The 24403-nt window shown below is 68.1% G+C and carries 16 protein-coding genes and 1 pseudogene; 11 read left to right on the top strand and 6 right to left on the bottom strand.

The window, feature by feature from the left end:
* Positions 1–7 precede the first annotated feature (7 nt).
* Complete coding sequence (locus N440_RS14710) at positions 8–1144, bottom strand: porin (RefSeq protein ID WP_133935528.1); 1137 nt, start codon at positions 1142–1144, stop codon at positions 8–10.
* Positions 1145–1376: 232 nt separating this feature from the next.
* Here N440_RS14710 and N440_RS14705 point away from each other — a divergent pair, with 232 nt between their 5' ends.
* The 4 genes from N440_RS14705 to N440_RS14690 are packed head-to-tail and all read left to right on the top strand — an operon-like array spanning position 1377 to position 5181.
* Positions 1377–2066: a response regulator transcription factor gene (locus tag N440_RS14705; protein ID WP_133935527.1), complete on the top strand. Its 690-nt coding sequence runs from the start codon at positions 1377–1379 to the stop codon at positions 2064–2066.
* On the top strand, positions 2059–3450 hold the full coding sequence (locus N440_RS14700; protein WP_133936039.1) for a sensor histidine kinase: 1392 nt from the start codon (positions 2059–2061) through the stop codon (positions 3448–3450). The genes N440_RS14705 and N440_RS14700 overlap by 8 nt, the downstream gene beginning before the upstream one ends.
* Complete coding sequence (locus N440_RS14695) at positions 3447–4502, top strand: ABC transporter substrate-binding protein (protein WP_133935526.1); 1056 nt, start codon at positions 3447–3449, stop codon at positions 4500–4502. The genes N440_RS14700 and N440_RS14695 overlap by 4 nt, the downstream gene beginning before the upstream one ends.
* Before the next feature lie 28 nt (positions 4503–4530).
* Positions 4531–5181: a response regulator transcription factor gene (locus N440_RS14690; RefSeq protein ID WP_008268765.1), complete on the top strand. Its 651-nt coding sequence runs from the start codon at positions 4531–4533 to the stop codon at positions 5179–5181.
* A gap of 530 nt (positions 5182–5711) precedes the next feature.
* Here N440_RS14690 and N440_RS14685 read toward each other — a convergent pair.
* Positions 5712–8354, bottom strand: a complete 2643-nt coding sequence (locus N440_RS14685; protein ID WP_133935525.1) for a PAS-domain containing protein — start codon at positions 8352–8354, stop codon at positions 5712–5714.
* A gap of 66 nt (positions 8355–8420) precedes the next feature.
* Positions 8421–9587: a porin gene (locus tag N440_RS14680; RefSeq protein ID WP_008268245.1), complete on the bottom strand. Its 1167-nt coding sequence runs from the start codon at positions 9585–9587 to the stop codon at positions 8421–8423.
* A gap of 332 nt (positions 9588–9919) precedes the next feature.
* Here N440_RS14680 and N440_RS14675 point away from each other — a divergent pair, with 332 nt between their 5' ends.
* Together N440_RS14675 and N440_RS14670 are read left to right on the top strand one after the other, a co-directional pair.
* Positions 9920–11263, top strand: coding sequence for a dicarboxylate/amino acid:cation symporter (locus N440_RS14675; protein WP_006468434.1), 1344 nt, complete (start codon positions 9920–9922; stop codon positions 11261–11263).
* 230 nt (positions 11264–11493) lie between these two features.
* Complete coding sequence (locus N440_RS14670; protein WP_006468371.1) at positions 11494–13785, top strand: NADP-dependent malic enzyme; 2292 nt, start codon at positions 11494–11496, stop codon at positions 13783–13785.
* 445 nt (positions 13786–14230) lie between these two features.
* Here N440_RS14670 and N440_RS14660 read toward each other — a convergent pair whose 3' ends face one another.
* Positions 14231–14977 carry a basic secretory protein-like protein gene (locus N440_RS14660; RefSeq protein WP_133935523.1) on the bottom strand — a complete coding sequence of 249 codons (747 nt, stop codon included), beginning with the start codon at positions 14975–14977 and terminating at the stop codon, positions 14231–14233.
* On the bottom strand, positions 14974–18324 hold the full coding sequence (locus N440_RS14655) for a GH92 family glycosyl hydrolase (protein ID WP_133935522.1): 3351 nt from the start codon (positions 18322–18324) through the stop codon (positions 14974–14976). Before N440_RS14655 ends, N440_RS14660 begins: the two co-directional genes overlap by 4 nt.
* A gap of 375 nt (positions 18325–18699) precedes the next feature.
* On the opposite strand from N440_RS14655, the gene N440_RS14650 reads away from it, so the two are divergent.
* From N440_RS14650 to N440_RS14635, 4 genes and pseudogenes are all read left to right on the top strand, one after another.
* Positions 18700–18897 (top strand): zinc-finger domain-containing protein, encoded by a 198-nt coding sequence (locus N440_RS14650; protein ID WP_005410967.1) that lies wholly within the window; start codon positions 18700–18702, stop codon positions 18895–18897.
* A gap of 15 nt (positions 18898–18912) precedes the next feature.
* Positions 18913–20028: a glycosyltransferase gene (locus N440_RS14645; RefSeq protein WP_133935521.1), complete on the top strand. Its 1116-nt coding sequence runs from the start codon at positions 18913–18915 to the stop codon at positions 20026–20028.
* A complete protein-coding gene (locus N440_RS14640; protein WP_133936038.1) occupies positions 20009–21340 on the top strand; it encodes an O-antigen ligase family protein in 1332 nt (443 codons plus the stop codon). The genes N440_RS14645 and N440_RS14640 overlap by 20 nt, the downstream gene beginning before the upstream one ends.
* Positions 21341–21476: 136 nt before the next feature.
* A pseudogene (locus N440_RS14635) lies at positions 21477–21927 on the top strand (transposase).
* A gap of 42 nt (positions 21928–21969) precedes the next feature.
* Here N440_RS14635 and N440_RS14630 read toward each other — a convergent pair.
* Positions 21970–22887, bottom strand: coding sequence for an LpxL/LpxP family Kdo(2)-lipid IV(A) lauroyl/palmitoleoyl acyltransferase (locus N440_RS14630; RefSeq protein ID WP_008264987.1), 918 nt, complete (start codon positions 22885–22887; stop codon positions 21970–21972).
* A gap of 60 nt (positions 22888–22947) precedes the next feature.
* On the opposite strand from N440_RS14630, the gene waaA reads away from it, so the two are divergent.
* Entirely contained in the window at positions 22948–24246 is a 1299-nt protein-coding gene (gene waaA / locus N440_RS14625; RefSeq protein WP_133935520.1) for a lipid IV(A) 3-deoxy-D-manno-octulosonic acid transferase, read from the top strand.
* Positions 24247–24403 lie beyond the last annotated feature (157 nt).

Raw genomic sequence — 24403 nt, 5'->3', positions numbered from 1 at the left:
GCCGGGTTTAGAAGTCGTACTGCAGGCGGCCGGTAACGGCACGCGTGCGGTCCACCGTGACCCCGGCCAGGCGGTCGCGGTTGCGGCTTTCGATCACGTTGAGCATGAAGCGCAGGTTGTCGCGCAGGTACCAGTTGCCGCCCAGCGTCCATGCTTCGGTGCTGCCACGGCGCAGGTCGGGCGCACCATCGAGGTGCTGCGCGCCCCACATCTGGTCGTAGCGCAGCGCCACTTCGAAGGCTCCGGCCTTGTGGCGGATGTCCTTGACCCGCGCGAAACGGCCGGTCTTGCGGTCGTAGGCACGGCTTTCGCCGGTGACGAACCAGCTGAGCATGCCGTAGGCGGCCATCACATCGCCGCGCTGGGCGCCGTCATCGAAGGTGGCACCGCTGAACTCGCCCTGCCACGACAGCGGGCCGCGCACCTGCGCGTACTCCAGCGACCACTTGTTGACGTCGGTATCGCGGCCGGCGGAGAAGTCGACCAGGGTCAGGCGGCTCTCGTCGGACAGATGGCCCGCCGGGCGCGGGCGGATCTTCAGGCCCGGAGCGCCGTTGGCACCCGGGTTGTCATAGGCTTCGCGGGCCAGCGACAGGCCCAGGTGCAGCACGTCACCGTCGCGGGGCGAGGGCGCCCAGGTGACCCGGCCGCCGGCGGCGCGGCCCTTGACCTGCCAGGCATCGATGCTTTCCAGGCTGTAGACGCTGGCGGCCCAGGTGAAATCACCCGGATTGGCCTGCCACGACGCGCCCAGCCGGTACAGCGGTGCCAGCGTGGTGCCGGCGTTGCCGCGCTCCAGGAAGCTGCCGTAGTTGGAGCTGGTGCGGTCATCCAGCGAAAAGTACTGCTTGAACTGGCCCACGGTCAGCTTGCCGGCCTTGCCGAAGCTGCGCGCCAGGTACACGTCCTTGGCCTCGACACGGTCGCCGGAGAAGTCGGCTTCCAGCTTGTAGTCGACCACGAAGAACTTGCCGGACACATCGACCCAGGCGCGGCGGATCTCGGTGTCGTCCTTGTTCGGCGTACCGCGGTTGTCGTTGTCGAAGGTGGCGAAGTCCAGGTGCAGGCGGCCACCGAGGGTGGCGGTGACCGGACGGTCGTCTTCGGCGAAGGCCGGCGCCGACAGGGCAGCCAGAGCCATCATGGCGGCAGGACGCCGCCAGGCAAACGTGAATTCCACAAACCCTCCCAGGTGCGCGCCAGGCGCGCGGCAATCGTGGGCACCGGACGGTGCGCGGCCGCAGTCTGGGTCGCCGTAGCTGTCATCGTCCTGTCAACGGTTTGTGCGCTGCAGCGTAAATGGTCGCCAGGCACGGCGCGGAGAGTGCATCCTGCGCCATGCGGTAGCATTCGTTTCCCCTCCCACCCGTGTGCCCATGCGCCTGCTGCTGGTCGAAGACAACCCGGATCTGGCCGATGCGATCATCCGTCGCATGCGTCGTAGCGGCCACGCCGTGGACTGGCAGGCCGACGGGCTGGCCGCCGCCAGCGTGCTGCGCTACCAGAGCTTCGACCTGGTGGTGCTGGATATCGGCCTGCCCAAGCTGGATGGCCTGCGCGTGCTGGCCGGCATGCGCGAGCGCGGCGACAGCACGCCGGTGCTGATGCTGACCGCGCGCGACGGCATCGAAGACCGCGTGCAGGCGCTGGATGTGGGTGCCGACGACTATCTGGGCAAGCCGTTCGATTTCCGCGAGTTCGAAGCGCGTTGCCGCGTACTGCTGCGACGCGCGCGGGGCCAGGCCAGCGAAGTGGTGCAGATTGGCGGCTTCCAGTTCGACAACGCCGCGCACCGGGTCAGCCTGGACGGCGAGGCGATCGAGCTGCCGAACCGCGAATACCGCTTGCTGGAGATCCTGGTCGGTCGCCTTGGCCAGGTGGTCGGCAAGGACGAGATCGGCAATGGGCTGTTCGGTTTCGATGACGAGGCCGGGCCCAATGCCATCGAGTTGTATGTCGGGCGCCTGAGAAAGAAGCTGGCTGGTGCCCCGCTGCGCATCACCACGGTGCGCGGCGTCGGCTATCTGCTGGAAGCCAGTGACGGCAGTGCCGACGCCGATGGTTGACGCGCGCACGGCGAACGCCGCACCGGGGTCGCTGCGGCGCACGTTGCTGCTGTACCTCGGCGCGTTGCTGGCGGTGTTCGCGGTGGCCCTGCTGTTCGCTGCGCGCGACTACGGCCAGCGCGCCGCCAACCGCTCCTACGACCACCTGCTGGTGTCTTCGGCACTGTCCATCGCCGATTCGGTGGCGCTGGTCGATGGTCAATGGCAGGTCGATCTGCCGTATGCGGCCCTGGACCTGCTGGCGATGGCGCCGGAAGACCGCGTGTTCTACAGGGTGGCCGACAACCGCGGCAACCTGATCACCGGCTACGGCGACCTGCCGGCGCCGCCGCGCCGGCCCGGCACGCAGCCGCAGCTGTTCGATGCTCCCTACAGTGGCGAGACTGTGCGTTTCGTGGTGGTCGGCCGCAGCTTCGCCGCGGCCTCGGCGCAGGGCGAGGTGCAGGTGCAGGTGGGCCAGACCCGGCGCGCGCGCGAAGCGGTCGCACAGGACATGGTCAATCGTGCGCTGCTGGCCATTGGCGTGCTGTCCGGGCTGCTGCTGGCGCTGGTGGCGTTCGGCGTGCATCGGGCGTTCCGGCCGCTGGTACGGGTGGAGCGCGAGCTGTCGCGTCGTGAACCCTCCGACCTGAAGCCATTGGACGCACGCGTGCCGCGCGAGATGGACCAGATGGTGGCCGCGTTGAACCGTTTCATGGAACGCCTGTCCAGCAGCAACGAGACTCTGCGCGCGTTCATGGCCGAGGCCGCACACCAGATGCGCACGCCGCTGGCTGCACTGCGCGCGCAGGCACAGCTGGCGCTGGACGACGACGACCCGGAAGACATGCGGCGCAGCCTGCAGGCGATCGAGCGCAATGCTACGCATATGAGCCGACTGCTCAACCAGCTGCTCAGCGATGCCAGCGTGATCCACCGTTCCCACCTGCAGCGCTTTGCTGCGGTGGACCTGGCCGAGACCGTGCACCAGGCCCTGCATGAAGCCCTGCCGCAGGCGGGCCCGGCACCGCGCGTGCAGCTGGCGATGACCGCTGAACCGGTGCTGGTGCATGGGGATGCACTGCTGCTGCGCGAGGCGATCAAGAACCTGGTCGACAACGCGCTGAAGTACGGCGGCGATGGTTCATTGCAGATTGCGTTGACCGTGGAGGGTGGCCAGGCCGTGCTGACCATTGCCGATCACGGTGAAGGCATCGCGCCCGCCGATGCCGAACGTGTGTTCGAGCGCTTCGCGCGCGGCGAAGGTGCGCCGTCCGGCGGTGCCGGGCTTGGCCTGGCCATCGTCAAGCGGGTGGTCGACAGCCACGGTGGCCGCATCGACCTCAGCAACCGCCCGCAGGGTGGGCTGGTCGCCACCATCCGCCTGCCCCGGAGCAGCTCATGATCCGTCTGTTCGCCACGGCCATCGCCCTGCTGCTGGCCCTGCCGGTGCTGGCCGCGCCGGGTGACGTGCGCCGTTTCCCTGCGCAGGGGACGGCCACCGCGCAGCTGCGCATCCACGGCACCACCGACATCGAAGTGTTCGCGGTGGTCATCGCCGATTACCAGCGCCTGCATCCCGGCACCGAGGTGGTGTACGAGGACATCATCACCCAGGACCTGTATGCGCGTTACCTGCACGACCGTGCCGGGCCAGCGTCGCCTGACCTGCTGATTTCCAGCGGCATGGACCTGCAGACCAAGCTGGTCAACGATGGCCATGCGCTGCCGCACCGCTCTGCGCAGACCGCGGCGCTGCCGGCGTGGGCGCAGTGGCGCAGCGAGGCGTTCGGGATCAGCTACGAACCCGTGGTGATGGTCTACAACACGCGCACGCTGCCGGCCGCGAAGGTGCCGCATACGCGCCGCCAGCTGCTGGACCGGCTGCGTGCAGAAGGTGCGCCGCTGCGCGGCAAGGTCGGCACCTATGACATCGAGCGCAGCAGCGTGGGTTACCTGTTGGCCACCCAGGATGCGCAGCGTGGCAGCATTGCCGGTGCGCTGCTGGGGGCACTGGGTGACAACGACGTGGTGCGTGAGGAGCGCACCGGCGTGCTGCTGGACAAGGTGGCCAGCGGCCAGCTGTCGCTGGTCTACAACGTGCTCGGCTCCTACGCGCAGGCGCGCATCGATGCAGGCGCGCCGCTGGCCATCGTCGAGCCCGAGGACTACACGCTGGTGGTGCTGCGTACCGCAGTGATTCCGCGCACCGGCCCGCATCCTGAAGAAGCGCGGCGCTTCCTCGACTACCTGCTGTCGCCGCGTGGCCAGCAGGTGCTTTCGCGCGAGGCGCGGTTGATGCCGATCGTGACCGGCAATGCGCGCAGCGATGACGCGCCGGGCCGCAGCCGCCGTCCGATCCAGCTCGGCCCGGGCCTGCTGGTGTACCTGGATGCGCTCAAGCGCCGCCAGTTCCTCGACGCGTGGCGCAGCAGCGTCGAACCGGCAGGACGCTGACACTGCTGCCTGCCCGTACAATGGCGGCATGAGCGAATACACCATCCTGATTGCCGACGACCATCCGCTGCTGCGTTCGGCGGTGGTGCAGTCATTGCGGCAGAGCCTGCCGCTGGCACAGGTACGCGAGGTGGCCAGTGCCGAGGCATTGGCCGAGGCTCTTGACGCGCACCCGGATGTGGACCTGGTGCTGCTCGACCTGACCATGCCCGGCGCGCACGGTTTCTCCGCGCTGCTGCACGTGCGCGGTTCGCATCCGGACATCCCGGTGGTGATCCTCTCGTCCAACGACCATCCGCGGGTGATCCGCCGCGCGCAGCAGTTCGGCGCGGCCGGTTTCATCCCGAAGTCGGCCCCGGCCGAGACCATTGGCGAGGCGGTGCAGGCGGTGCTCGACGGTGGCCTGTGGTTCCCGGCGATGGCCGCCGAGCGCTCCGAGGCCGACGCGCTGCTGGCCAGCCGCCTGGCCCAGCTGACGCCGCAGCAGTTCCGCGTGCTGCTGTGCCTGGCCGATGGCCTGCTCAACAAGCAGATCGCCTACACGCTGGGGCTGGCCGAGAACACGGTGAAGGTACATGTCACCGCGATTCTGAAAAAACTCGAATGCCACAGCCGCACGCAGGCAGCGGTACTGGTGAAGGCGCTGGAGCCGGAAGGCGACGCCGGCGCCGGGCTGTAGTTTCCAGCCAACGGCGCAGCCCCTCGTGGGTGGTGGGTTGGTCGCTGAAAGCAGAAGCCGCGAGTTGGCCGGTCGGGTCGGGTGCGCGGGGGACGCCGTGAATCCGTCCCTGGAGGCTTGGCAGCCGCATCCATGCGGCTGACACCCCCGCGCACCCAACCCGACCGGCCTCTGACAGATTTCGGTGGCCTGCACCCACGGAAAAGAAAAAGAAGATCAAAAGCGGGTCGCGCGCTGCGCTTGCTCGTGTAAAGCCGAGCGTGGGCTCGGCTCTACAAAAGGCGGCCTGCCAGGCTGCTTTTGCTTTTGATCTTCTTTTTCTTTTCCGTGGGTGGCAAACATCCGGAATCTGTCAGCGGCCGGGTGGGTGGGTAGTGCGGGGTGTCCGCGGCATGGATGCCGCGGCCAAGCCCCCATGGACGGGTTCACGGCGTCCCCGCACTACCCACCCACCCGGCCAGCCCTCAGCAATCCGGCTTTCCGCGACCAACCCAAACCCACCCACGAGGGGCTGCGCCGTTGGCTGGAAACTACCCGCGATGGCGGATCAGCAGCTGGCTCATCAGCGCCCGCAGCGCTGGCGGTTTCACCGGCTTGGCCATCATTCCCCAGCCGCGCTCGGCGGCCATCTCGCGCAACCCCGCATCGCGCTCGGCGGTCACCAGCACCACCGGCGGACGTGCCTGCCACAGTTCCGCAAGCGTCTCGTACAGCACCGGACCGTGGTGATCGCCCATGCGCACATCCAGCAGCACCAGCTCCGGCACGGTCGTGGTACTGGCCAGCTGCAGCGCAGCCTGCGGGCCATCGGCCAGCATCACCTCGCAGCCCCAGCGTTCCAGCAACGCACGGCTGGCCGCGCAGACGTGGGGATCGTCATCGATCACCCAGACCCGACGCCCGCGCAGCGGATTGTCCGCGGCCGGTTCCTGCACCAGCACCGGCGCCGGTGCCGTGGTGGGAATCGCGCTGGCGTCGCCGAACGGCACACCCACCGCGAACACGCTGCCCTGGCCTAGCTGCGAGCGCAGCCGGATCGGATGGCCAAGCAGGCGGCCGATGCGGTCGACGATGGCCAGGCCAAGGCCGGCACCGCGCTGCTGGCCGTCGTGCAGGCGGCGGAATTCCTCGAAGATCTCGCCCTGCAGCGCATCGGGAATGCCGGGGCCCTGGTCGTGCACTTCGATCCACAGCAGTCCATCGCGGCGCCGGCAACCGAGCAGCACGCGGCCGCGTTCGCTGTAGCGCAGTGCATTGGACAGGAAGTTCTGCAGGATGCGCCGCAGCAGCGCTTCATCGCTGACCACCACCGCATCGGTATCGACCCAGTCCACCACCAGCCCGCGCGACTGTGCGGCGATGCCGAATTCACGCGCCAGCGTCTGCAGCAGCGGCCCCAGCCGGAATGCCTGCACGCGGGTCGGCAGGCTGCCCGATTCCAGGCGAGCGATGTCGAGCAGGCTGTTGAGGATCGCGTCCTGCGCAGCGAGTGCGGCGTCGATGTGGTCGCTGGTCTGCTGCTGCGCCGGATCGCTCAGCTTGCCGCGCAGCACCGAGACGAACATGCGCGCGGCATTGAGCGGCTGCAGCAGATCGTGCACCGCCGAGGCGACGAAGCGGGTCTTGTAGCGGTTGGCCTGCTCGGCTTCGCGGCGGGCCTCGTCCAGGTCGTGGGTGCGTTCGGCGATGCGATGCTCGAGTGCGTCGGCCAGCGAGCGCAGTTCGCGCGCGGCGTTCTTGTAGCTGGTGATGTCGGCATAGCTGGTGACGAAGCCGCCGTCGGGCAGCGGATTGCCACGGATCTCCAGCACCGTGCCGTCGTCCTTCTCGCTTTCGCGCATGTGCGGGCGGCCACTGCGCAGGTGGTTGAGGCGGCGCTCGATCGCCTCGTCGACCGGGCCCGGGCCCAGCAGGCCGCGGCGCGCGTTGAAGCGGAACAACTCCTCGATGGGCCGGCCCACGCGCACCAGGTCCAGCGGGAAACGGAACAGCTCGAGGTAGCGCGAATTCCACGCGACCAGGCGCAGCTCGCGGTCGATCACCACCACGCCCTGTGGCAGGTGTTCCAGGCTGCGGCTGAGGCCACTGTCGGCGTCGGTGGCCGCCTGCAGCAGGCCATCCTGCGCGGTGCGCAGCTCCTGCGCGTGCTGCTTGAGCAGGGTTTCCAGTTCACGGCGGCTGCGCAGGCGGTGCTTGGCCAGGCGTCGGCGCTGCTGCACGAACAGCACCAGGAAGCCCAGTGCGAGCCACGCGGCGCCACCGGTCAGTGCCGCCGCGCGGCCGGCGGCGGTGGCAGCGCTGGCGTCGTGCAGCAGGTGCAGGTTCCAGCCTTCGGCGGGCAGTGCAAGGCTCTGCCACAGCATCGGCTGTACCAGGGCAGGGTCGAGCAGGCGCACCATGCGGCCACCGTCGGCCAGCACGTCCTCGGTGCGTGCGCGCAGCGGCTGCAGGGCACGGTCGGCGTACTGCCGGGCGTCGAGCATTTCGCGGCGTTCATCAGCGCCCAAGGGGCGCAGCAGGCGGTAGCGCCAGTTGTCCCGGTTGGCCAGGAACACCACGTCGTGGTCATCGCTGGCCAGCACCACATCCGGGCTGCTCAGCCATTCCTGCTCCAGCGCCGACAGCTCGACCTTGATCACCACCACGCCCAGCCGCTTGCCGTCTTCCTCGATGGCCTGCGACAGGTAGTAGCCGGGCACGCCAGTGGTCATGCCGATGCCGTAGAAACGGCCGCGGCCCTGGGCCAGCGCCTGGCGGTAGTACGGGCGGTAGCTGTAGTTCTCGCCGACGTTGGTGGTCGGCTGGTCCCAGTTGCTGGCGGCCACGGCCACGCCGTCGTGGCCGACCAGGGTCAGGGTGGAGGCGCGGGTGACCTCGTTGGCACGCTGCAGCTTGAGGTTCAGCCGCTGCCGTTCGGCAGGCGAGGGCGGCACGCGCAGGGCGTGCAGCAGGTCCGGATCAAGCGCCAGCACCTGCGGCAGCGTGCCGAAACGGTCGATGCGCTGCTGCAGGCCCTGGCCATACAGCTGCAGCTGGCGTTGCACCTGGCTGCTTTCCTCGCCCAATGCGCGGCGCCAGGCGTAATGTCCGGCGGCGACCGCACACAGCACGGTACCGCCGACCATCACCAGGATCGTCAGCAACAGCATCCGATGGCGGCTGAGCCAGTACATGGCGGCAGTCTACGCAGGGCCGGCGGGCGTGGCGTGCACGCCCGCCGGGGTCTGACGTGGAAGGGGTCAGAAGTGCATCTGCGCGCGCAGCTCGAAGATCTCCGGCGTGCTGTGCACGCCACGACGGCTGGCGTCGACCTTCACGTAGTTGGCCTGGAACTTGAAGTGGCTGGTGAGGTACCAGTTCGCACCCAGGGTCAGGTCGTGCTGGCGGCCACCGAGGATGCTGCCGTCGTCGAGGTCCAGGCGGCTGTAACGTGCCACCAGTTCCACCGCGCCGTAGTTGTGCGCGGGCTTGATGTTGGCCACCGCGCCGGCGTTGTACGGGCGCGATTCGCCGGTCAGTACCCAGCTGGCCATCGCGTACTGGCCACTGCCGGTGTAGTCGGGCAGGCCCTTGCGGGTAACGGTGGCCTGCAGGGCTTCGGCCTGCAGCGAGAACGGGCCGCGGATCCAGATGCCTTCCAGGCCGGTGCGGCGGATCTGGTCGGCGGTGACCAGCGCGCCGGAGTCGACGTAACGGATGTCGGTCAGGCCGGCTTCCGGACGTGCGCGCAGGCGTGCGCTGGCTTCGTGGTGCACATCGCGGCCATCGCTGTAGCCGCGCGGATTCTCCTGCGAGTAGGCCACGCCCAGGTGGATCACGTCACCCGGCGCCTTCACCGGCGTCCACACGGCGCGCACCGCCTGGGTGGTGCCGGGGTTGTCGCCCTGCAGGTCCTTGCCGCCATAGGCGCCGGCCTGCAGCAGGTACTGCGGGCGCTCCAGCACCCATTCCACGCCGGTGCGGCGGCCGGCGTAGAACGCCTGCACCGGCAGCGCGGTTTCCAGGAAGCTGCCGGCACGCGAGGAGGTGTTCGCATCCAGGCCGACCGGGGTCTTCATGTAGCCGAAGCGGAAACGGCCGACGTCGCGGCCGAAGAACGCCTTGCTCTCGAAGCGCACGAACACGTCCAGCCAGGTGTCGGCCTGGAAGTCGTAGTAGACCATCGCGTCGTAGACGCCCTTCTTCTTCAACGTTGCGCCGAACTCCTTGCGGCGCACGGCATCATCGTCCTCAAGGCCGCTGGCCGAGGAGAAGTCGTTGTAGTCGTAGGCGATGTTGGCGGTGGCGGCCAGCTCGGTGCCATCGCCGAAGGTGTACTTGGTCGGCCAGTTGTCGAAATCCGCTGCCGAAGCGAAGGCGGGAAGGGCGGCCAGCGACAGGGCCAGCAAGGTGGGAATCGGGCGCATGTTGGGTGCGGCTCTCTCGGATTGCGTGTGGACAGGACATCAACGGCCGCAAGGGCCGGAACTTTCGCAAGGACGCGCCCGGCCGTTCAGCCCGGGCCACCGGCCTCCCCGGGATCGGGCGGTGCGGCGCCAGTGTAGGCACCGTGGCCGCCTGAACCGGGGGGCTAGTACCAATAGGTTATCTGCGCCGGCGTGCCTGGCGCGTACAAAGGCGTCCATTGGTCGCACCCCCCGTGCATGCAGCACGGGGCCCGCGATCAGTTTCCACGGTAACGGTTCCCGGGCTGTCCCGGGGCCGTACGTGCCTGAAAACGCCCCTTCCGGAGTACGCCATGCACATCCCGACCGCAGCCCCGGCGCCTGCAAAGCCATTGCCGATCTATCGCCAGCTGTACTTCCAGGTGATCGTGGCGATCGTCCTGGGCGCCATCCTCGGCCACTACGAACCGCTGATCGGCGAGAAGATGAAGCCGCTCGGCGACGCCTTCATCAACCTGGTGAAGATGATCATCGCGCCGGTCATCTTCCTGACCATCGTCACCGGCATCGCCAGCATGACCCACCTGCGCACCGTGGGCCGGGTGTTCGCCAAGGCGATGGCGTACTTCCTGTTCTTCTCCACGCTGGCGCTGATCGTCGGCATGATCGTGGCGCACGTGGTGCAGCCCGGCGCCGGCATGAACATCAACCCGGCCGAGCTGGACCAGACCGCGGTGCACAGCTACGTCGAGAAGTCGCATGACCTGACCCTGGTCGGCTTCCTGATGGACATCATCCCGAAGACGCTGCTCAGCGCCTTCGTCGACGGCAACATCCTGCAGGTGCTGTTCGTGGCCGTGCTGTTCGGCATCGCGCTGGCGATGGTGGGCGAGAAGGGCAAGCCGGTGCTGAACTTCCTGGAGGCGCTGGTCGCCCCGGTGTTCAAGCTGGTGCACATCCTGATGAAGGCCGCCCCGATCGGTGCCTTCGGTGCGATCGCCTTCACCATCGGCAAGTACGGCGTCGGTTCGCTGATCAACCTGGCCTGGCTGGTGGGCTCGTTCTACCTCACCGCGTTCCTGTTCGTGGCGGTCATCCTGGGCCTGGTCTGCCGCCTGTGCGGCTTCTCGGTGTTCAAGCTGGCGCGCTACCTGAAGGCCGAACTGCTGCTGGTGCTGGGCACCTCCTCGTCGGAGTCGGCGCTGCCGTCGCTGATGGAGAAGATGGAGCGCGCCGGCTGCAGCAAGTCGGTGGTGGGCCTGGTGGTTCCGACCGGCTACTCGTTCAACCTGGACGGCACCAACATCTACATGACCCTGGCCGCGCTGTTCATCGCCCAGGCCACCAACACCGAACTGACCCTGGGCCACCAGATCGCCCTGCTGCTGGTCGCCATGCTCAGCTCCAAGGGCGCGGCCGGTGTCACCGGTGCCGGCTTCATCACCCTGGCCGCCACCCTGGCGGTGGTGCCGGAAGTGCCGGTGGCCGGCATGGCGCTGATCCTGGGCGTGGACCGCTTCATGAGCGAATGCCGCTCGCTGACCAACTTCATCGGCAATGCCGTGGCCACCGTGGTGGTCTCGCGCTGGGAAGGCGCGCTGGACCGCAACCGCCTGCAGCTGGCGCTGGATGGCCGCGAAAGCGAGCTGCCGCCGCCGGTGGATGCGCTGCCCGAGGCGCTGCCGGCCAAGGGCTGATCCAGGTGTGTGGTACCGCGGGGCCGATCACGACAGTGGTACGGCCCCGCGGCGTTTCAAGGCGTCCCACGGCTGTCACGCGAGGCGCCGAAGCTGGTATCAAGGTCTGGTCGCATACGGCACGGAATTGTGCGGTCGCAGCATGCCTGCGACAGGATAGCGACAGGTCCAGACGCTCCAACGGGGGTATCATCCCCTGTCCCTTCTGCCCATTCATGTAACCCACATCGATGTCCAACGAAGATTTCAAACAGGCCGCCCTCGATTACCACCGGATGTCTCCGCCCGGCAAGATCAAGGTTTCCGCTACCAAGCCCATGCTGACCCAGCGCGACCTGTCGCTGGCGTATTCGCCGGGCGTGGCGTACGCCTGTGAAGCGATCAAGGCCGACCCGCAGCAGGCCAGCGAGCTGACCGCGCGCGGCAACCTGGTGGCGGTGATCTCCAACGGCACCGCGGTGCTGGGCCTGGGCAACATCGGCGCGCTGGCCGGCAAGCCGGTGATGGAAGGCAAGGGCGTGCTGTTCCAGAAGTTCGCCGGCATCGATGTGTTCGACATCGAAGTGGATGAAACCGACCCGGACAAGCTGGTCGACATCATCGCCTCGCTGGAGCCGACCTTCGGCGGCATCAACCTGGAAGACATCAAGGCGCCGGAATGCTTCGTGGTCGAGCGCAAGCTGCGCGAGCGCATGAAGATCCCGGTGTTCCATGACGACCAGCACGGCACGGCGATCATCGTCGGCGCGGCCGTGCTCAACGCGATGGCGATCACCGGCAAGAAGATCGAGGACGTGAAGCTGGCGACCACGGGCATGGGCGCGGCCGGCATTTCCTGCGTGAACATGCTGGTGCAGCTGGGCCTGAAGCCGGAGAACATCCTGGCCTTCGATCGCGAGGGTGTGATCCACACCGGCCGTACTGACCTGGACCCGGAAAAGCAGCGCTATGCGCGCGACACCGACAAGCGCACCCTGGCCGAGATCGTCGACGGCGCCGATATCTTCCTGGGCCTGTCCGCACCGGGCATCCTGACCGCCGAGATGGTCAAGACCATGGCGCCGGATCCGGTGATCTTCGCGCTGGCCAACCCGACCCCGGAAATCATGCCGGAAGTGGCGCGTGCCGCGCGTCCGGACGCGATCATCGGCACCGGCCGTTCGGACTACCCGAACCAGGTCAACAACGTGCTGTGCTTCCCGTACCTGTTCCGTGGTGCGCTGGACGTCGGCGCGACCGCGATCAACGAAGAAATGAAGATCGCCTGCGTGCGCGCCATCGCCGCGCTGGCACGCCGTGCCGCCACCGACATGGGCTCGGCCTATGGTGGCGAGACCCCGAGCTTCGGCCGTGAATACCTGATTCCGCGCCCGTTCGACCGCCGCCTGCTGGTGGAGCTGTCGGCTGCCGTGGCCCAGGCCGCGATGGATTCGGGTGTGGCTGCGCGTCCGATCGCCGACATGGGCGCCTACCGCGACAAGCTGGCCCAGTTCGTCTACCGCACCAGCCTGATGATGAAGCCGGTCTACGACCGCGCGCGCAGCGACAAGCAGCGCGTGGTGTATGCCGAAGGCGAAGAGGAAGTGGTGCTGCAGGCGGTGCAGAACGTGGTCGATGACGGCCTGGCGCACCCGATCCTGATCGGCCGCCCGGAAGTGATCGAGTCGCGCATCGAGCGCCTCGGCCTGCGCCTGAAGATCGGCGAGAACGTTGAAGTCACCAACATCAACGACGACCCGCGCTTCAACGAATACTGGCAGTACTACCACGGCCTGACCGGCCGTCGTGGCGTGACCGTGGCCGCGGCGAAGAACCTGATGCGTTCGCGCCCGACCCTGATCGCCGCGGTGATGGTGGCCCGTGGCGAAGCCGATGCGATGCTGACCGGCATCGTCGGCCGCTTCCACAAGAAGCTGGGTTACGTGCGCAGCGTGCTGCCGCTGGAGCCGAAGGTCACCTCGACCTCGGCGATGACCGGCGTGATCAACCAGCAGGGCGTGTTCTTCTTCGTCGATACCCACGTGCAGGAAGACCCGACCGCCGAGCAGCTGTGCGAGGCCACGCTGCAGGCGGCCTACCGCATGAAGCTGTTCGGCATCGAACCGAAGGTGGCGCTGCTGTCGCATTCCAACTTCGGCAGCCATGATTCGAAGGACGCGCTGAAGATGCGCCAGGTGCGCGAGCTGCTGCTCAAGCGCAACCCGCGTCTGAACGTGGACGGCGAAATGCAGGGCGACACCGCGTGGGATGAAGCGCTGCGCCAGAAGCTGCTGCCGGGCTCGACCCTGCAGGGTCGCGCCAACCTGTTCGTGCTGCCGAACCTGGAAGCGGCCAACATCGCCTACAACCTGGTGCGTGTGTTCACCGATGGTGTGGCGATCGGCCCGATCCTGATGGGCGTGAACAAGCCGGTGCACATCCTGACCACCAGCGCGACCTCGCGCCGGATCCTGAACATGACGGCCATCGCGGCGGTGGATGCGCAGATCAGGAAGCAGCTGGAAGCGGAAAAGAAGGCGTAAGCCTTCTTTCCCACTTCCGCTGCCCACGCATTCTTTCTCTACCCCGCCTTCGGCGCGCCCCTTCAACAAGAAGGGGCTCCTGGCCGGAAGAATGATGGCGCTGGCGCGGTTGGACGTCGGCGCAGATGAAAACACCGGGCACTGCCCGGTGTTTTCATTTGTCGCAACGGCCGCCGAACCTGCCACACGCGCTACGCAACCCGGTCATTTCCCTGCAACGCCGCTGCGGCCCAATACGCCCACGCGGCCCGGCCGTGGGAAGGGACCGGACCGGCCTTCCCACCCTGGGCCCGACCACCTCCCCATCGGCGAAAGTGTCATGCGCAATCGAGTGACCCGGCGGTACTTCCAGCAGTTGTTCGCACTGTACGCAGGCTTCGTGCGGTCGCGCTGAGGCCATGATGCGTTGACGCCGGGCCGCGCCCGGCGCGCGCGTGGCGCCTGATCAGTGCCGCCTGCCGCGGCGTGCCGGGGCAGGCGCCGGTGCATCCGAGCGCGGCTTGGCGTACTGCGCCCACAGGGCCGGCAATGCCTTGCCGGTCTGCTTCTGCCACAGCGCCGGTGCATAGCGGCCCTCGCGCAGGGCCTTGTCCAGCGCCAGCACCAGGCCGGGATGCTCGGCTTCGGCCCATTTCAGGAACGCTCCGGTCACCCGGTAGCCGCTGTCGAAGTTCTGCCCCTTCTCGACCTTGCCGGGCAGCGCCCAGCCGGCGGCGGCGTTGTCCATGCCGTAGCGGTCGCGTGCATAGTCCGCGATGCCCTCCACCAGCCAGCCGGGTACCCGTGCATCGCCGTAGCCGGGATAACCCTGCACGATGTGCATCGCTTCATGGGTGACCAGGTCGATGTCGTTCGGGTGCTGCGCCAGCCAACCCGGGTTGATGGTGATCGTTGCTGCCTGGTCCTTGTCACCCACGAAGGCGATTCCGGTGTAGGCCGGATCGATCACGATGCGCACCATGGACGGCGCCGCAGGGTGGAAGTCCGCGCGTTCGCGCAGGTAGGCGAAGTAGAACGTATCGATCACCCGCTTGCGCTGCGGCGCGGCCAGGGCGCCACGTGCGTCCTGGTAGTTCAGCGTCACACCCTCGCGGGTGAGCTGCGTATCGAACGCCTGGGTCTGGCCGACGCTGGAAAAGGGCAGGGCGGCAAGGACCAGGGGCAGCAGACGGTAGCGGCGCATGAGGCTCATTGTACGGCGCCGGGCGCCAGCAGTTCGATCTCTGCCAGTGGCATCCGGCCCGGCGCCAGCAGGCGCAGGCGGTACTCGCTGTAGCGACCGGGCCGGGCGATGCGGAAAGGCCGGGTCTGGCGGGCGGACTCGAAGTCTTCGCCGCTGCGCTGGTCGAGCAGCGTCCAGCTGCCACTGCTGCTGCGTGCCTCCAGTGCCCATTCGCCGCCACGGATGCTGCCGTCACCGCTGGTCAGCGTGTACATCGTAGGGGCGCCGTCGGCCAGCCCGGTCAGCGCGATGGTCGCGCCACCGCCCAGGCCGACCGTGGTACCGGCATCGTCATCCACCAGCGCCGGCAGGGCGCGGCCATCGGCCAGCGTCGCCTTCGCGGTGTGGCCGAGCAGATCGTGCAGCAGCTGCGGACGCTGGCCACGCGCGGTCAGCGAGGGCGGCGCGTCGTCCTCGCCACTGCCCCAGCGCGAAGGCTGCGGGCCCATCACAAAGTCCAGCGTTGCCCCCTTGGCGATCAGTTCGTGCGGCACCCAGGTCCTGGTCCAGGGCTTGCCGTTGATCTTCAGCGAATGCACGTAGACGTTCTCGCGTGAGTTGTTGGCCGCGTTCACGGTCAGCACCGCGCCGCCCTGCAGTTCCACGCGTGCGTGGCGGAATGCCGGCGAACCGATCACGTACTCCGGCGCGCCCATGCGCAGCGGGTACAGGCCCAGCGAGGCCAGCACGTACCATGCCGAGGTCTCGCCGTTGTCCTCGTCACCCGGATAGCCCTGGCCGATCTCGCTGCCGACGTACAGCCGCGACAGGATCTCGCGCACGTGCTGCTGGGTCTTCCAGGGCTGCCCGGCGTACAGGTACATCCACGGGATGTGGTGCGCCGGCTGGTTGCTGTGCGCGTACATGCCCATGCGCACGTCGCGTGCTTCGGTCATTTCATGGATGGTGCCGCCGTAGGAGCCGGCCAGCGCCGGGTCTGCGGTCTCCGGCGTGGCGAAGAAGGCATCCAGCTTGGCGGCCAGCTTGTCGCGGCCCCCGTACAGCGCGGCCAGGCCCTCACCATCGTGGGCGGCGGTGAAGGCGAAGGTCCAGCCATTGGACTCGGTGTAGTCGTGGCCCCACACGCGCGGGTCGTAGCGGCTGGAATCCACACGCCAGTGTCCGTCGGCAGTGCGGCCCTGGAAGAAACCGGCGGCCGGATCGAACATCGTTGCGTAGCTGGCCGCGCGGTAGCGGAAGTAGTCGGCCTCGGTGCTGTAGCGCTCGCGCGCGGCAGGCGTGGTTGCGCGCTTGGCCAGGGCATCGGCCATGTTGGCGACGCCGAAGTCATTGAGCGCGCCTTCCATCGTCCACGACATGCCCTCATGCACGTCGGCACTGGCGTAGCCGCGGAAGGTCGAACGGTCCATGCCCTTGCGGCCAACGTGGCGGTCCGGCGGTACCACGGTCGCGTTCTTCAGTGCGGCGGCATAGGCCTCGGCCGGATCGAAGCCGCCGATACCCTTCAGCCACGCATCGGCGAAGGCCACGTCGGAGCTGGTACCGACCATCAGGTCGGCATAGCCCGGCGACGACCAGCGTGCGATCCAGCCGCCGGCGCGGTACTGCTCGATGAAGCCCTGCACCAGCTGCCCGGCATCGTCGGGCGTGAACAGCGCATAGGCCGGCCACGTGGTGCGGAAGGTGTCCCAGAACCCATTGTTGACGAACACCTTGCCATCGCGCACGGCGGCGAAGGTCCGGGTCGCGCTGCCGTCGGTGTTGTCCTCGCTGGCACTGGCCTGGTTGGCGTAGCGCCAGTCCGGTGCGGCCGCGCTGCCCACGTTCTCGTGGCCGGAATTGGGATACAGGTACAGCCGGTACAGGCTGGAATACAGCGTGGTCTTCTGGTCGTCGCTGGCATCGCCGATATCGAATCGGGCCAGGCGTGCATCCCAGGCATCCTGCGCGCGGCCGGCCACGCTCTCCAGCGTATCGGCCGCAGCAATCTCCAGCGCCAGATTGTGCCGGGCCTGTTCCACCGAGATCAGCGAGGTGGCGATGCGCATGGTCACCCGCCGCTCGCTGCCGGCATCGAACTTGATGTAGCCGGTGGGGCGGCCGGTGTCGATGCGGCCGCTGCTGCGCCACGGCTTGTCGAAACTGGCCGCCACGTACATGCGGCTGGCGCCGTTGGACAGGCCGCTGCGCGTATCGGTGTAGCCGGTCAGGGTCTGCGTGGCGGCATCCAGGGTAAGCCCGCCGCGCGCATCGACATTGTCGAACAGCAGGTTGGCGTCACCGTCTTCGGGGAATTCGAAGCGGAACAGCGCCGCATGGTCGGTCGGCGCGATCGACGCTGCGATGCCGTTGTCGAAGCGCACGTCGTAACGGTAGGGGCGCGCACCCTCGTGGCTGCGATCGAACGACAGCGCGCGCTTGCGGCGGTCGGCGTCGGGTACGCCTCGGCTGGCCGACGGCATCACCTGGAAGGTCTGGCGGTCGCCCATCCACGGGCTGGGCTGGTGGCTCAGCGCAAGCGCCTGCAGCTGCGGACGGTTCTGCGCATCGTTCTGTTCGTTCCAGCGGTACAGCCAGTTCAGTGCACCGGCATCGGTCACCGGGGTCCAGAAGTTGAATCCATGCGGCACTGCCGTGGCCGGGAAATTGTTGCCGCGCGAGAAGGTGCCGTTGGCCTGGGTGCCGCGGGTGGTCAGCACCCAATCGGAGACCCGCTGCGGCCGGGAATGTGGTTGTGCGTCCAGGCGCACGTCATCGATCCAGCCGGAGACCGGTGCACCCTCGGCACTGGCCACCTCCAGTTCGATCGCCACCACGCGACGCCCCTGCAGTGCGGATACCTCGCCCAGGCGTATCGCCTTGCGCGCCCACTGCTGCGGATACAGCGTCTTCGACTCGCCCTGCGCGCGCGCGCCGATGGCCACGCCATGCTGGTCGCGTGCAGCGCTGGACGACACGCGGCTGCCATCGTCCAGCAGCAGGTCCAGCGAGACATACGTCGAGGCCACCGTGTCCTTGCCGACGATTTCCGGAAGCACCAGCCATGACAGCGTGGTATCGGCCTCGATCGGCAGATCGGTTTTGAACAGCGCGCGCCGCCCGCTGCCGCCGTCGCTGCTGTACCGCAGTGCGTGCAGGCCGCTGTAACCGGCATTGCGCTTGGCGGTGTAGGGCGCGGCAGGACCGTTGCCGATCGAGACCTGCAACCCACCCGCCGCCGGGGTCGGGGCCGGGGCCGGCTCGCCCGGCTCAAACGAGGTCTGCAGCCCCTGTGCCAGGGCCGGCGTCGCAGTGGTCGCACAGGCCAGGGCCAGGGCGAGCGGAAGCAAGGCGCGGCGTGGATCGGACAGGGTCATGCAGGGATCTCCCGGAAGGGCTGGCGGCGGGCAGAACCCGCATCGGCGGGCACCACGGACAGCATCGCTCCGCCCGCCGGGATGGCAGTGGGAGAGGCGATGCCGGTCCGGTGGGGGCGGGCCATGCGATCGGGTCGAAGAGGGCAGGTCGGGTCGCGACCTGGCCCGATCCTGCAACAGCCGCCGCGCGCTGACAAGTGCCATTTAGTTCGATCCAAATGCGGGAAATAGCGCGGTCGGCGGTTTCCAGCGCGAACCCGCCGGATCGATTGAAGAAATTGCCCTGCCGATCCGGCCTGCGGGGCGGCGGCGTAATGTCGAGGCGGCCCGGATGCTAGAATCACAGCCCTCGCAACCCGTTCATCGACATCCGCCATGAGCCATACCGCCACCGCGCCCGCCAACGCCGAGAAGCGCTACACCGTGCACCGCAGCGACCTGCCGCTGAGCTGCCCGACCCCGGAAATGGCGCTGTGGAACTCGCATCCGCGCGTGTACCTGCCGATCGAAGACGAGCCCAACGGCGAAGCGCAGTGCCCGTACTGCGGGTCCGTGTTCGTGCTGGCCGACTAAGCGGCCGCCCCTTCGATGCGCCGATTGACCGTGGTGCAGTTGCTGCCGGCGCTGCACTCCGGCGGTGTCGAGCGCTCGACCCTGGAAATCGCTGCGGCGCTGGTCGCCGCCGGCCATCGCGCGCTGGTGGTTTCCGCCGGTGGCCGCCTGGTGCAGCCGCTGCTTGATAGTGGTGCCGAGCACCTCACCCTCGACATCGGCCGCAAGTCGCTGCTGACCCTGCGGCATCTGCCGACCCTGCGTCGCCTGTTTGCCGAGGTCGGCGCCGACATCGTGCATGCGCGTTCGCGGCTGCCGGCCTGGCTGGGCCTGTATGCGATCCGCGCCATGCCTGCCGCACAGCGTCCGCACTGGGTCACCACCGTGCACGGGCTGAACTCACCCAGCCGCTACAGCGCAGTGATGACCAGCGGTGAGCGCGTGATCTGTGTATCCAACACGGTACGCGACTACGTGCGCCGGCATTATCCGACGGTCCCCGAAGCGACGCTGCAGGTGATCCCGCGCGGCGTTGACGTCGCCCAGTTCCCGCGCGTTGCGCGCGCCGACCGTCGGCCGCGGCTGGCACTGGCCGCCGATCATCCGTGGCTGGGGCAGGTGGACGGCCCGCTGATGCTGCTGCCGGGGCGGGGCACCCGCCTGAAGGGCCACGCCCATGCATTGCAGCTGCTGGCCGACGTGCGCGCGGCCGGTGTGCCGGCCCAGCTGTGGATGCTGGGCACCGATGAACCGGGCCGCGAAGCCTATGTAGCGGATCTGCGCAGGCAGGCGGCGGCGCTGGGCGTGGTCGACGCTGTGCAGATCAACTCGCCGACCGCGCGCATCGCCCAGGCCTACGCGGCCAGCGACCTGGTGCTGCAGCTGTCGGACAAGCCCGAAGCGTTCGGCCGTACCGTGGTCGAGGCGCTGTCGGTCGGCCGCCCGGTACTGGGTTGGGACCATGGCGGCGTGGGTGAACTGCTGCGGCAGTTGCAGCCCAGTGGCGCGGTTGCGCTCGGCGATGCGCGCGCACTGAGTGAACGTGCGCTGGCCCTGCTGGCGCAGCCGCCGTCGCTGCCGGCGCGCATCCCGTTTACCCTGCAGGCCATGCAGCGTGACACCCTCCGCCTCTATGCCGACCTTGCCGGCTGACCCCACCGTTGCTCTGCGCGACGACCGCGCCGGGCGCTGGGCACCCTGGTGGGTGCTGGCGTACGTGGCGATGTGGCCGCTGCCGGGCATCGCCGAAACCGTGCTGGGACTGGGCGCGGTCTATGCTGCCGCGCGCATGGTCACGCGCCGGCTGCAGCGCCGCCCGCACCTGTTGAGCACGGCGGCCTGGGCGCTGACCTCGATCCTGTTCCTTGGTTACTGGCTGCCGCAGGCGTTCTCGGCCATCGATGCCATCGACCCGTCGGCGTCGTGGACCAAGGCCGCTGCCGGGCTGCGCTACCTGCCTTTCATGTGGCTGGTGGCAATCGCCGTGGCCACGCCGGAACGGCGGCGGCTGACCTTCGGTGGCCTGGCACTGATCACCGGCGCGTGGACGCTGGATGCACTGGTACAGGCCGTGGCCGGTACCAGCCCATGGTTCTGGTCGCTGGAACACTTGAAACTGGCGGTAAGTGGCCGCGCGTTGTGCCCCGCGGACGAAGCCGCGCTGGCTGACCGGCTCAGTGGTGCGCTCGGGCCGTGCAATCTGAAATTCGGCCAGGTGCTGGCCAGCCTGTCGCCGTTCCTGCTGCTGCCGGTCGCACGGCGCTTCGGCAATGCGGGCTGGTTGCTGGCGGCCGCCGCGCTTGGCTGCGTGCTGTTGCTGGCAGGGGCGCGTGCCGCGTGGATCACCTTCGTGCTGGTGCTGGCCTACAGCGGCGTGCGTCAGTTCGGCTGGAAGCGTCTGGCGCTGCTGGCGCTGATCGCGGTGCTGGCAGCGGGCGCGTTGACCGCCGGCGTGCCACAGCTGCGCGAACGCTTCGCGCGGACCGCGATCGCCTGGGAAGGGAGCGAAGGCGGTGTCGACCAGGCACTGTCCGGTCGCACGCGGATCTGGCAGGCCGCCGTGTGCATGATTGAAGAACATCCGATCAATGGTGTCGGCGCACGCGGCTTCCGCGATGCCTACCCGGCCTGCGTCGCCGATGAAGGTCCGGCGGTATGGGGCAACGCCCCTGCGCTGCATGCCCATCAGATCGTGCTGGAAATCCTGGCTGAAACCGGCGTGCTCGGTCTGCTGCTGTGGTTGGCGGCGGTGGCCCAGGCCTGGCGCGCATGGCGCTATGCGCCGGCCAGCGCGCGTGAGCGTGCGCGCCCGGCGATGCTGGCGCTGGCGGTGACGGTGTTTCCGCTGAACACCCACCTGGCGTTCTATTCCGCGTTCTGGGGCGGCCTGACGGTGATGCTGGCGGCCCTGTTCGCCGGCAGCCTGCTGGCGCGCGAGGCAGAGGATTCCCCGTCGCTGAAGTGACCGCGCACCCGCGCATGGCAGGAATCAATCATGGGGTCGATCAGTAGATCCACGCCATGCGTGGATGGGCTTTCCCGACCCAGTCATGGCCGGACCTCCAATACCGCTGTTCCGGCACGCCGCGCATGCTGGAAGCATGGCCAGCCCCAGACTCCGCTACGGTCGCTGTTCCCAATCCGGCAACGTGTACTTATTGACCACGGCAACCCTCGGCCGCGAACCGTTGTTCGCCGATGCCGCGAACGTGGCGATCCTGATCGACACGCTGCGCTTCGTAGAGCGCAGGGGCTTCAGCCACAGCCTCACCTGGGTGGTGATGCCGGATCACCTGCACTGGCTGATGGAACTGCGCGGGGGGAACCCTGGCTGATGGCATGGCCCTGCTCAAATCACGCAGTGGCCGCCTGTTGAACCAGCATCTGGGCCGACACGGCACGCTGTGGCAGCACGGGTATCATGATCACGCCGTACGTAGCGATGAAAGCCTTCATGAGAAGGCGATGTACATCCTGGCCAACCCGGTCCGCGCGGGCGTGGCCAGCACGTTGGGTGAGTACCCTCATGCCTGGTGCCGTTGGCCGTTGTAGGGGCCGGTACCGAAACGGAGAGCATCCACGCATGGCGTGGATCTACTTGTAGAAATCACTCCGGCCGCCCGGCTGGCGCTTGAAACGGCGGTGGATCCACAGGTACTGGTCGGGGGCCTCGCGCACCATGGCTTCGATGGCCTGGTTGACCCGCGTGGTATCGGCTTCCACGTCTTCGCTGGGGAAGTTCTCCAGCGGCGCGCCGATCTTCAGGAAGTACTTCCCGCCTTCGCGGCGGTGGAAGTACGGGATCACCGCGCAGCCGGTCATCCGTGCCAGCTGGTGGGTGGCGGTGATGGTCGAAGCGGTGTGGCCGAAGAACGGCACGAATACGGTGTCCTTGCCGCGCATGTCCTGGTCCGGCGCGTACCACAGGAAGCCGCCCTTCTTCAGGTGCCGCACAGTGGCGCGGATGTCTTCGTTGGCATACATCGCCTTGGCGTAGCGCAGGCGGCCGAACTTCACCGCCCACTCGTACACCGGGTTCTTGTGCTTGCGGTACATGCCCGACAGGTCGACGTAGTCGCACAACAGGCGGCCACACATCTCCAGGGTCATGAAGTGGCCGGAGACCAGCAGCACGCCACGGCCCTCGGCCTGCATCCGCTGCAGATGTTCCAGGCCCTCGATCTGCACCTGCGGGCGGATGCGGTCGATGCTGCCCCACCAGGCGCGGATGCATTCGAATACGCCCACGCCCAGTGCATCGAAGCTGTCGCGTACCAGGCGCTGGCGCCAGGCCTCGTCCTTTTCCGGGAAGCACAGCTGCAGGTTGACCTCGGCGGCGCGGCGGCGGCTGCCGAGCAGGCGCCAGCTGATCCAGCCGACGCCACGGCCCAGCGCGCGCTGCAGCATCCACGGCAGGCGGGCAATGGCGAAGGCGCCGAACATGACGGCGAACATCGGCCAGTTGCGGGGATCGCGCAGCGACGGGCGGACGGCAGTGGAGGCATCGGACATTGCCCCATTCTACCAACCCGGCCGCGTGTCTTTCCCAGGGGGCTCCCGTATCCTTGCCCCATGCGTAAAGACCCTGTCGAATGGATCCTGCGCGGCCTGTATTCAGCCGTGCTGTACCTGCTGCTGCCGATCACCGTGTACCACCTGGTCTGGCGCGGTTTCCGGGTCCGTGAGTACTTCCGGCGCTGGGACGAGCGCTACGCCTCCTACCCACAGCCGACCGGCCAGCCGCGGGTCTGGCTGCACGCGGTGTCGGTGGGCGAGGTCAATGCCGCCGCGCCGCTGGTGAACGCCCTGCGCCAGCAACGCCCGGATATCCGCTGGGTCATCACCACCATCACCCCGACCGGGTCTGAACGTGTGCGCGCGCTGTGGGGCGACGCGCTGGACCACGTCTACCTGCCGTACGACGTGCCGGGCAGCGTCAATCGCTTCCTCGGCCACTTCCGGCCCAGCCTGGCGTTGATCCTGGAGACCGAGCTGTGGCCGAACATGCTGTTCGGCTGCCGCGATCGCCGCATCCCGGTCTACATCCTCAATGCCCGCCTGTCGGCCCGCTCGCTGCGTGGCTACCGGTTGCTGGCAGCGCTGATCCGTCGCGCCCTGCGCACGGTCACCTGCGTCGCCGCCCAGTCGCAGGATGATGCCGAGCGTTTCGTGCAGCTGGGCGCGACCCCCGGGCAGGTGCAGGCGCTGGGCAACCTGAAGTTCGACATCGCCACGCCGGACGTGCAGGACTTCGTCGCGCAGTTCCATGCGCAGGTACCCGCTGGACGCCCGGTGTGGATCGCCGCCAGCACCCATGACGGTGAGGAGCAGGCGGTGATCGACCTGCACCGTCGCCTGCGCCAGCAGCATCCCGACCTGCTGCTGCTGTGGGCGGCGCGCCATCCCGAGCGCTTCCCGAAGGTGGAGGCCCTGGCGCGCGAGCAGGGCTGGAATGTGGCGACCCGGCGTGCGATGCAGTGGCCGGACGCCGGTACCGATGTGTTCGTCATCGATACCCTGGGCGAATTGATGCCGTTCTATGCCTGTGCGCAGGTGGCGTTCGTCGGCGGCAGCCTGCAATCGATCGGTGGCCACAACCTGCTGGAACCGGCGGCGATGGGTACCGCCGCGGTGACCGGTCCACACCTGCACAACTTCTCCGAGATCTCACGACGCATGCGTGAGGCCGGCGCCTTGCTGGTCGGCGAGGACGTGCAGGCGGTTGGCGATCTGCTGCAGCACCTGCTTGAAGACGCACGCGCACGCGAGGACATGGCGCGCGCCGGGTGCACCCTGGTCAGCAACGGTCGCGGCGCGTTGCAGCGTACGCTGGCATTGGTGGCGCCCCACCTGCCTCCGCCGCGCAGCTGAGGTCGCAGGGGATTCGATCCACGTACTGCGGATCGAATGACGTGATCGACTGCATCAATTCTGCTTAGCGGCGAGATTCCTGTCGTTGCAGGACCGGGGGGCGGTCTACCTGCGTGCCAGCGGTCACACTGCGGCGTGCACGCCACGGATTCTGATA

Origin of the sequence: Stenotrophomonas sp. CC22-02 (assembly GCF_004365115.1) — a bacterium.
GTDB classification, from domain to species: domain Bacteria; phylum Pseudomonadota; class Gammaproteobacteria; order Xanthomonadales; family Xanthomonadaceae; genus Stenotrophomonas; species Stenotrophomonas forensis.
This window is presented reverse-complemented; position numbering and strand designations above follow the sequence as displayed.

What these genes read in the sequence shown, in the direction of transcription:
- N440_RS14710 (WP_133935528.1), bottom strand. Translation starts at nt 1,144, where the DNA reads ATGATGGCTCTGGCTGCCCTGTCGGCGCCGGCCTTCGCCGAAGACGAC.
- N440_RS14705 (WP_133935527.1), top strand. Translation starts at nt 1,377, where the DNA reads ATGCGCCTGCTGCTGGTCGAAGACAACCCGGATCTGGCCGATGCGATC.
- N440_RS14700 (WP_133936039.1), top strand. Translation starts at nt 2,059, where the DNA reads ATGGTTGACGCGCGCACGGCGAACGCCGCACCGGGGTCGCTGCGGCGC.
- N440_RS14695 (WP_133935526.1), top strand. Translation starts at nt 3,447, where the DNA reads ATGATCCGTCTGTTCGCCACGGCCATCGCCCTGCTGCTGGCCCTGCCG.
- N440_RS14690 (WP_008268765.1), top strand. Translation starts at nt 4,531, where the DNA reads ATGAGCGAATACACCATCCTGATTGCCGACGACCATCCGCTGCTGCGT.
- N440_RS14685 (WP_133935525.1), bottom strand. Translation starts at nt 8,354, where the DNA reads ATGTACTGGCTCAGCCGCCATCGGATGCTGTTGCTGACGATCCTGGTG.
- N440_RS14680 (WP_008268245.1), bottom strand. Translation starts at nt 9,587, where the DNA reads ATGCGCCCGATTCCCACCTTGCTGGCCCTGTCGCTGGCCGCCCTTCCC.
- N440_RS14675 (WP_006468434.1), top strand. Translation starts at nt 9,920, where the DNA reads ATGCACATCCCGACCGCAGCCCCGGCGCCTGCAAAGCCATTGCCGATC.
- N440_RS14670 (WP_006468371.1), top strand. Translation starts at nt 11,494, where the DNA reads ATGTCCAACGAAGATTTCAAACAGGCCGCCCTCGATTACCACCGGATG.
- N440_RS14660 (WP_133935523.1), bottom strand. Translation starts at nt 14,977, where the DNA reads ATGAGCCTCATGCGCCGCTACCGTCTGCTGCCCCTGGTCCTTGCCGCC.
- N440_RS14655 (WP_133935522.1), bottom strand. Translation starts at nt 18,324, where the DNA reads ATGACCCTGTCCGATCCACGCCGCGCCTTGCTTCCGCTCGCCCTGGCC.
- N440_RS14650 (WP_005410967.1), top strand. Translation starts at nt 18,700, where the DNA reads ATGAGCCATACCGCCACCGCGCCCGCCAACGCCGAGAAGCGCTACACC.
- N440_RS14645 (WP_133935521.1), top strand. Translation starts at nt 18,913, where the DNA reads ATGCGCCGATTGACCGTGGTGCAGTTGCTGCCGGCGCTGCACTCCGGC.
- N440_RS14640 (WP_133936038.1), top strand. Translation starts at nt 20,009, where the DNA reads ATGCCGACCTTGCCGGCTGACCCCACCGTTGCTCTGCGCGACGACCGC.
- N440_RS14630 (WP_008264987.1), bottom strand. Translation starts at nt 22,887, where the DNA reads ATGTCCGATGCCTCCACTGCCGTCCGCCCGTCGCTGCGCGATCCCCGC.
- waaA (WP_133935520.1), top strand. Translation starts at nt 22,948, where the DNA reads ATGCGTAAAGACCCTGTCGAATGGATCCTGCGCGGCCTGTATTCAGCC.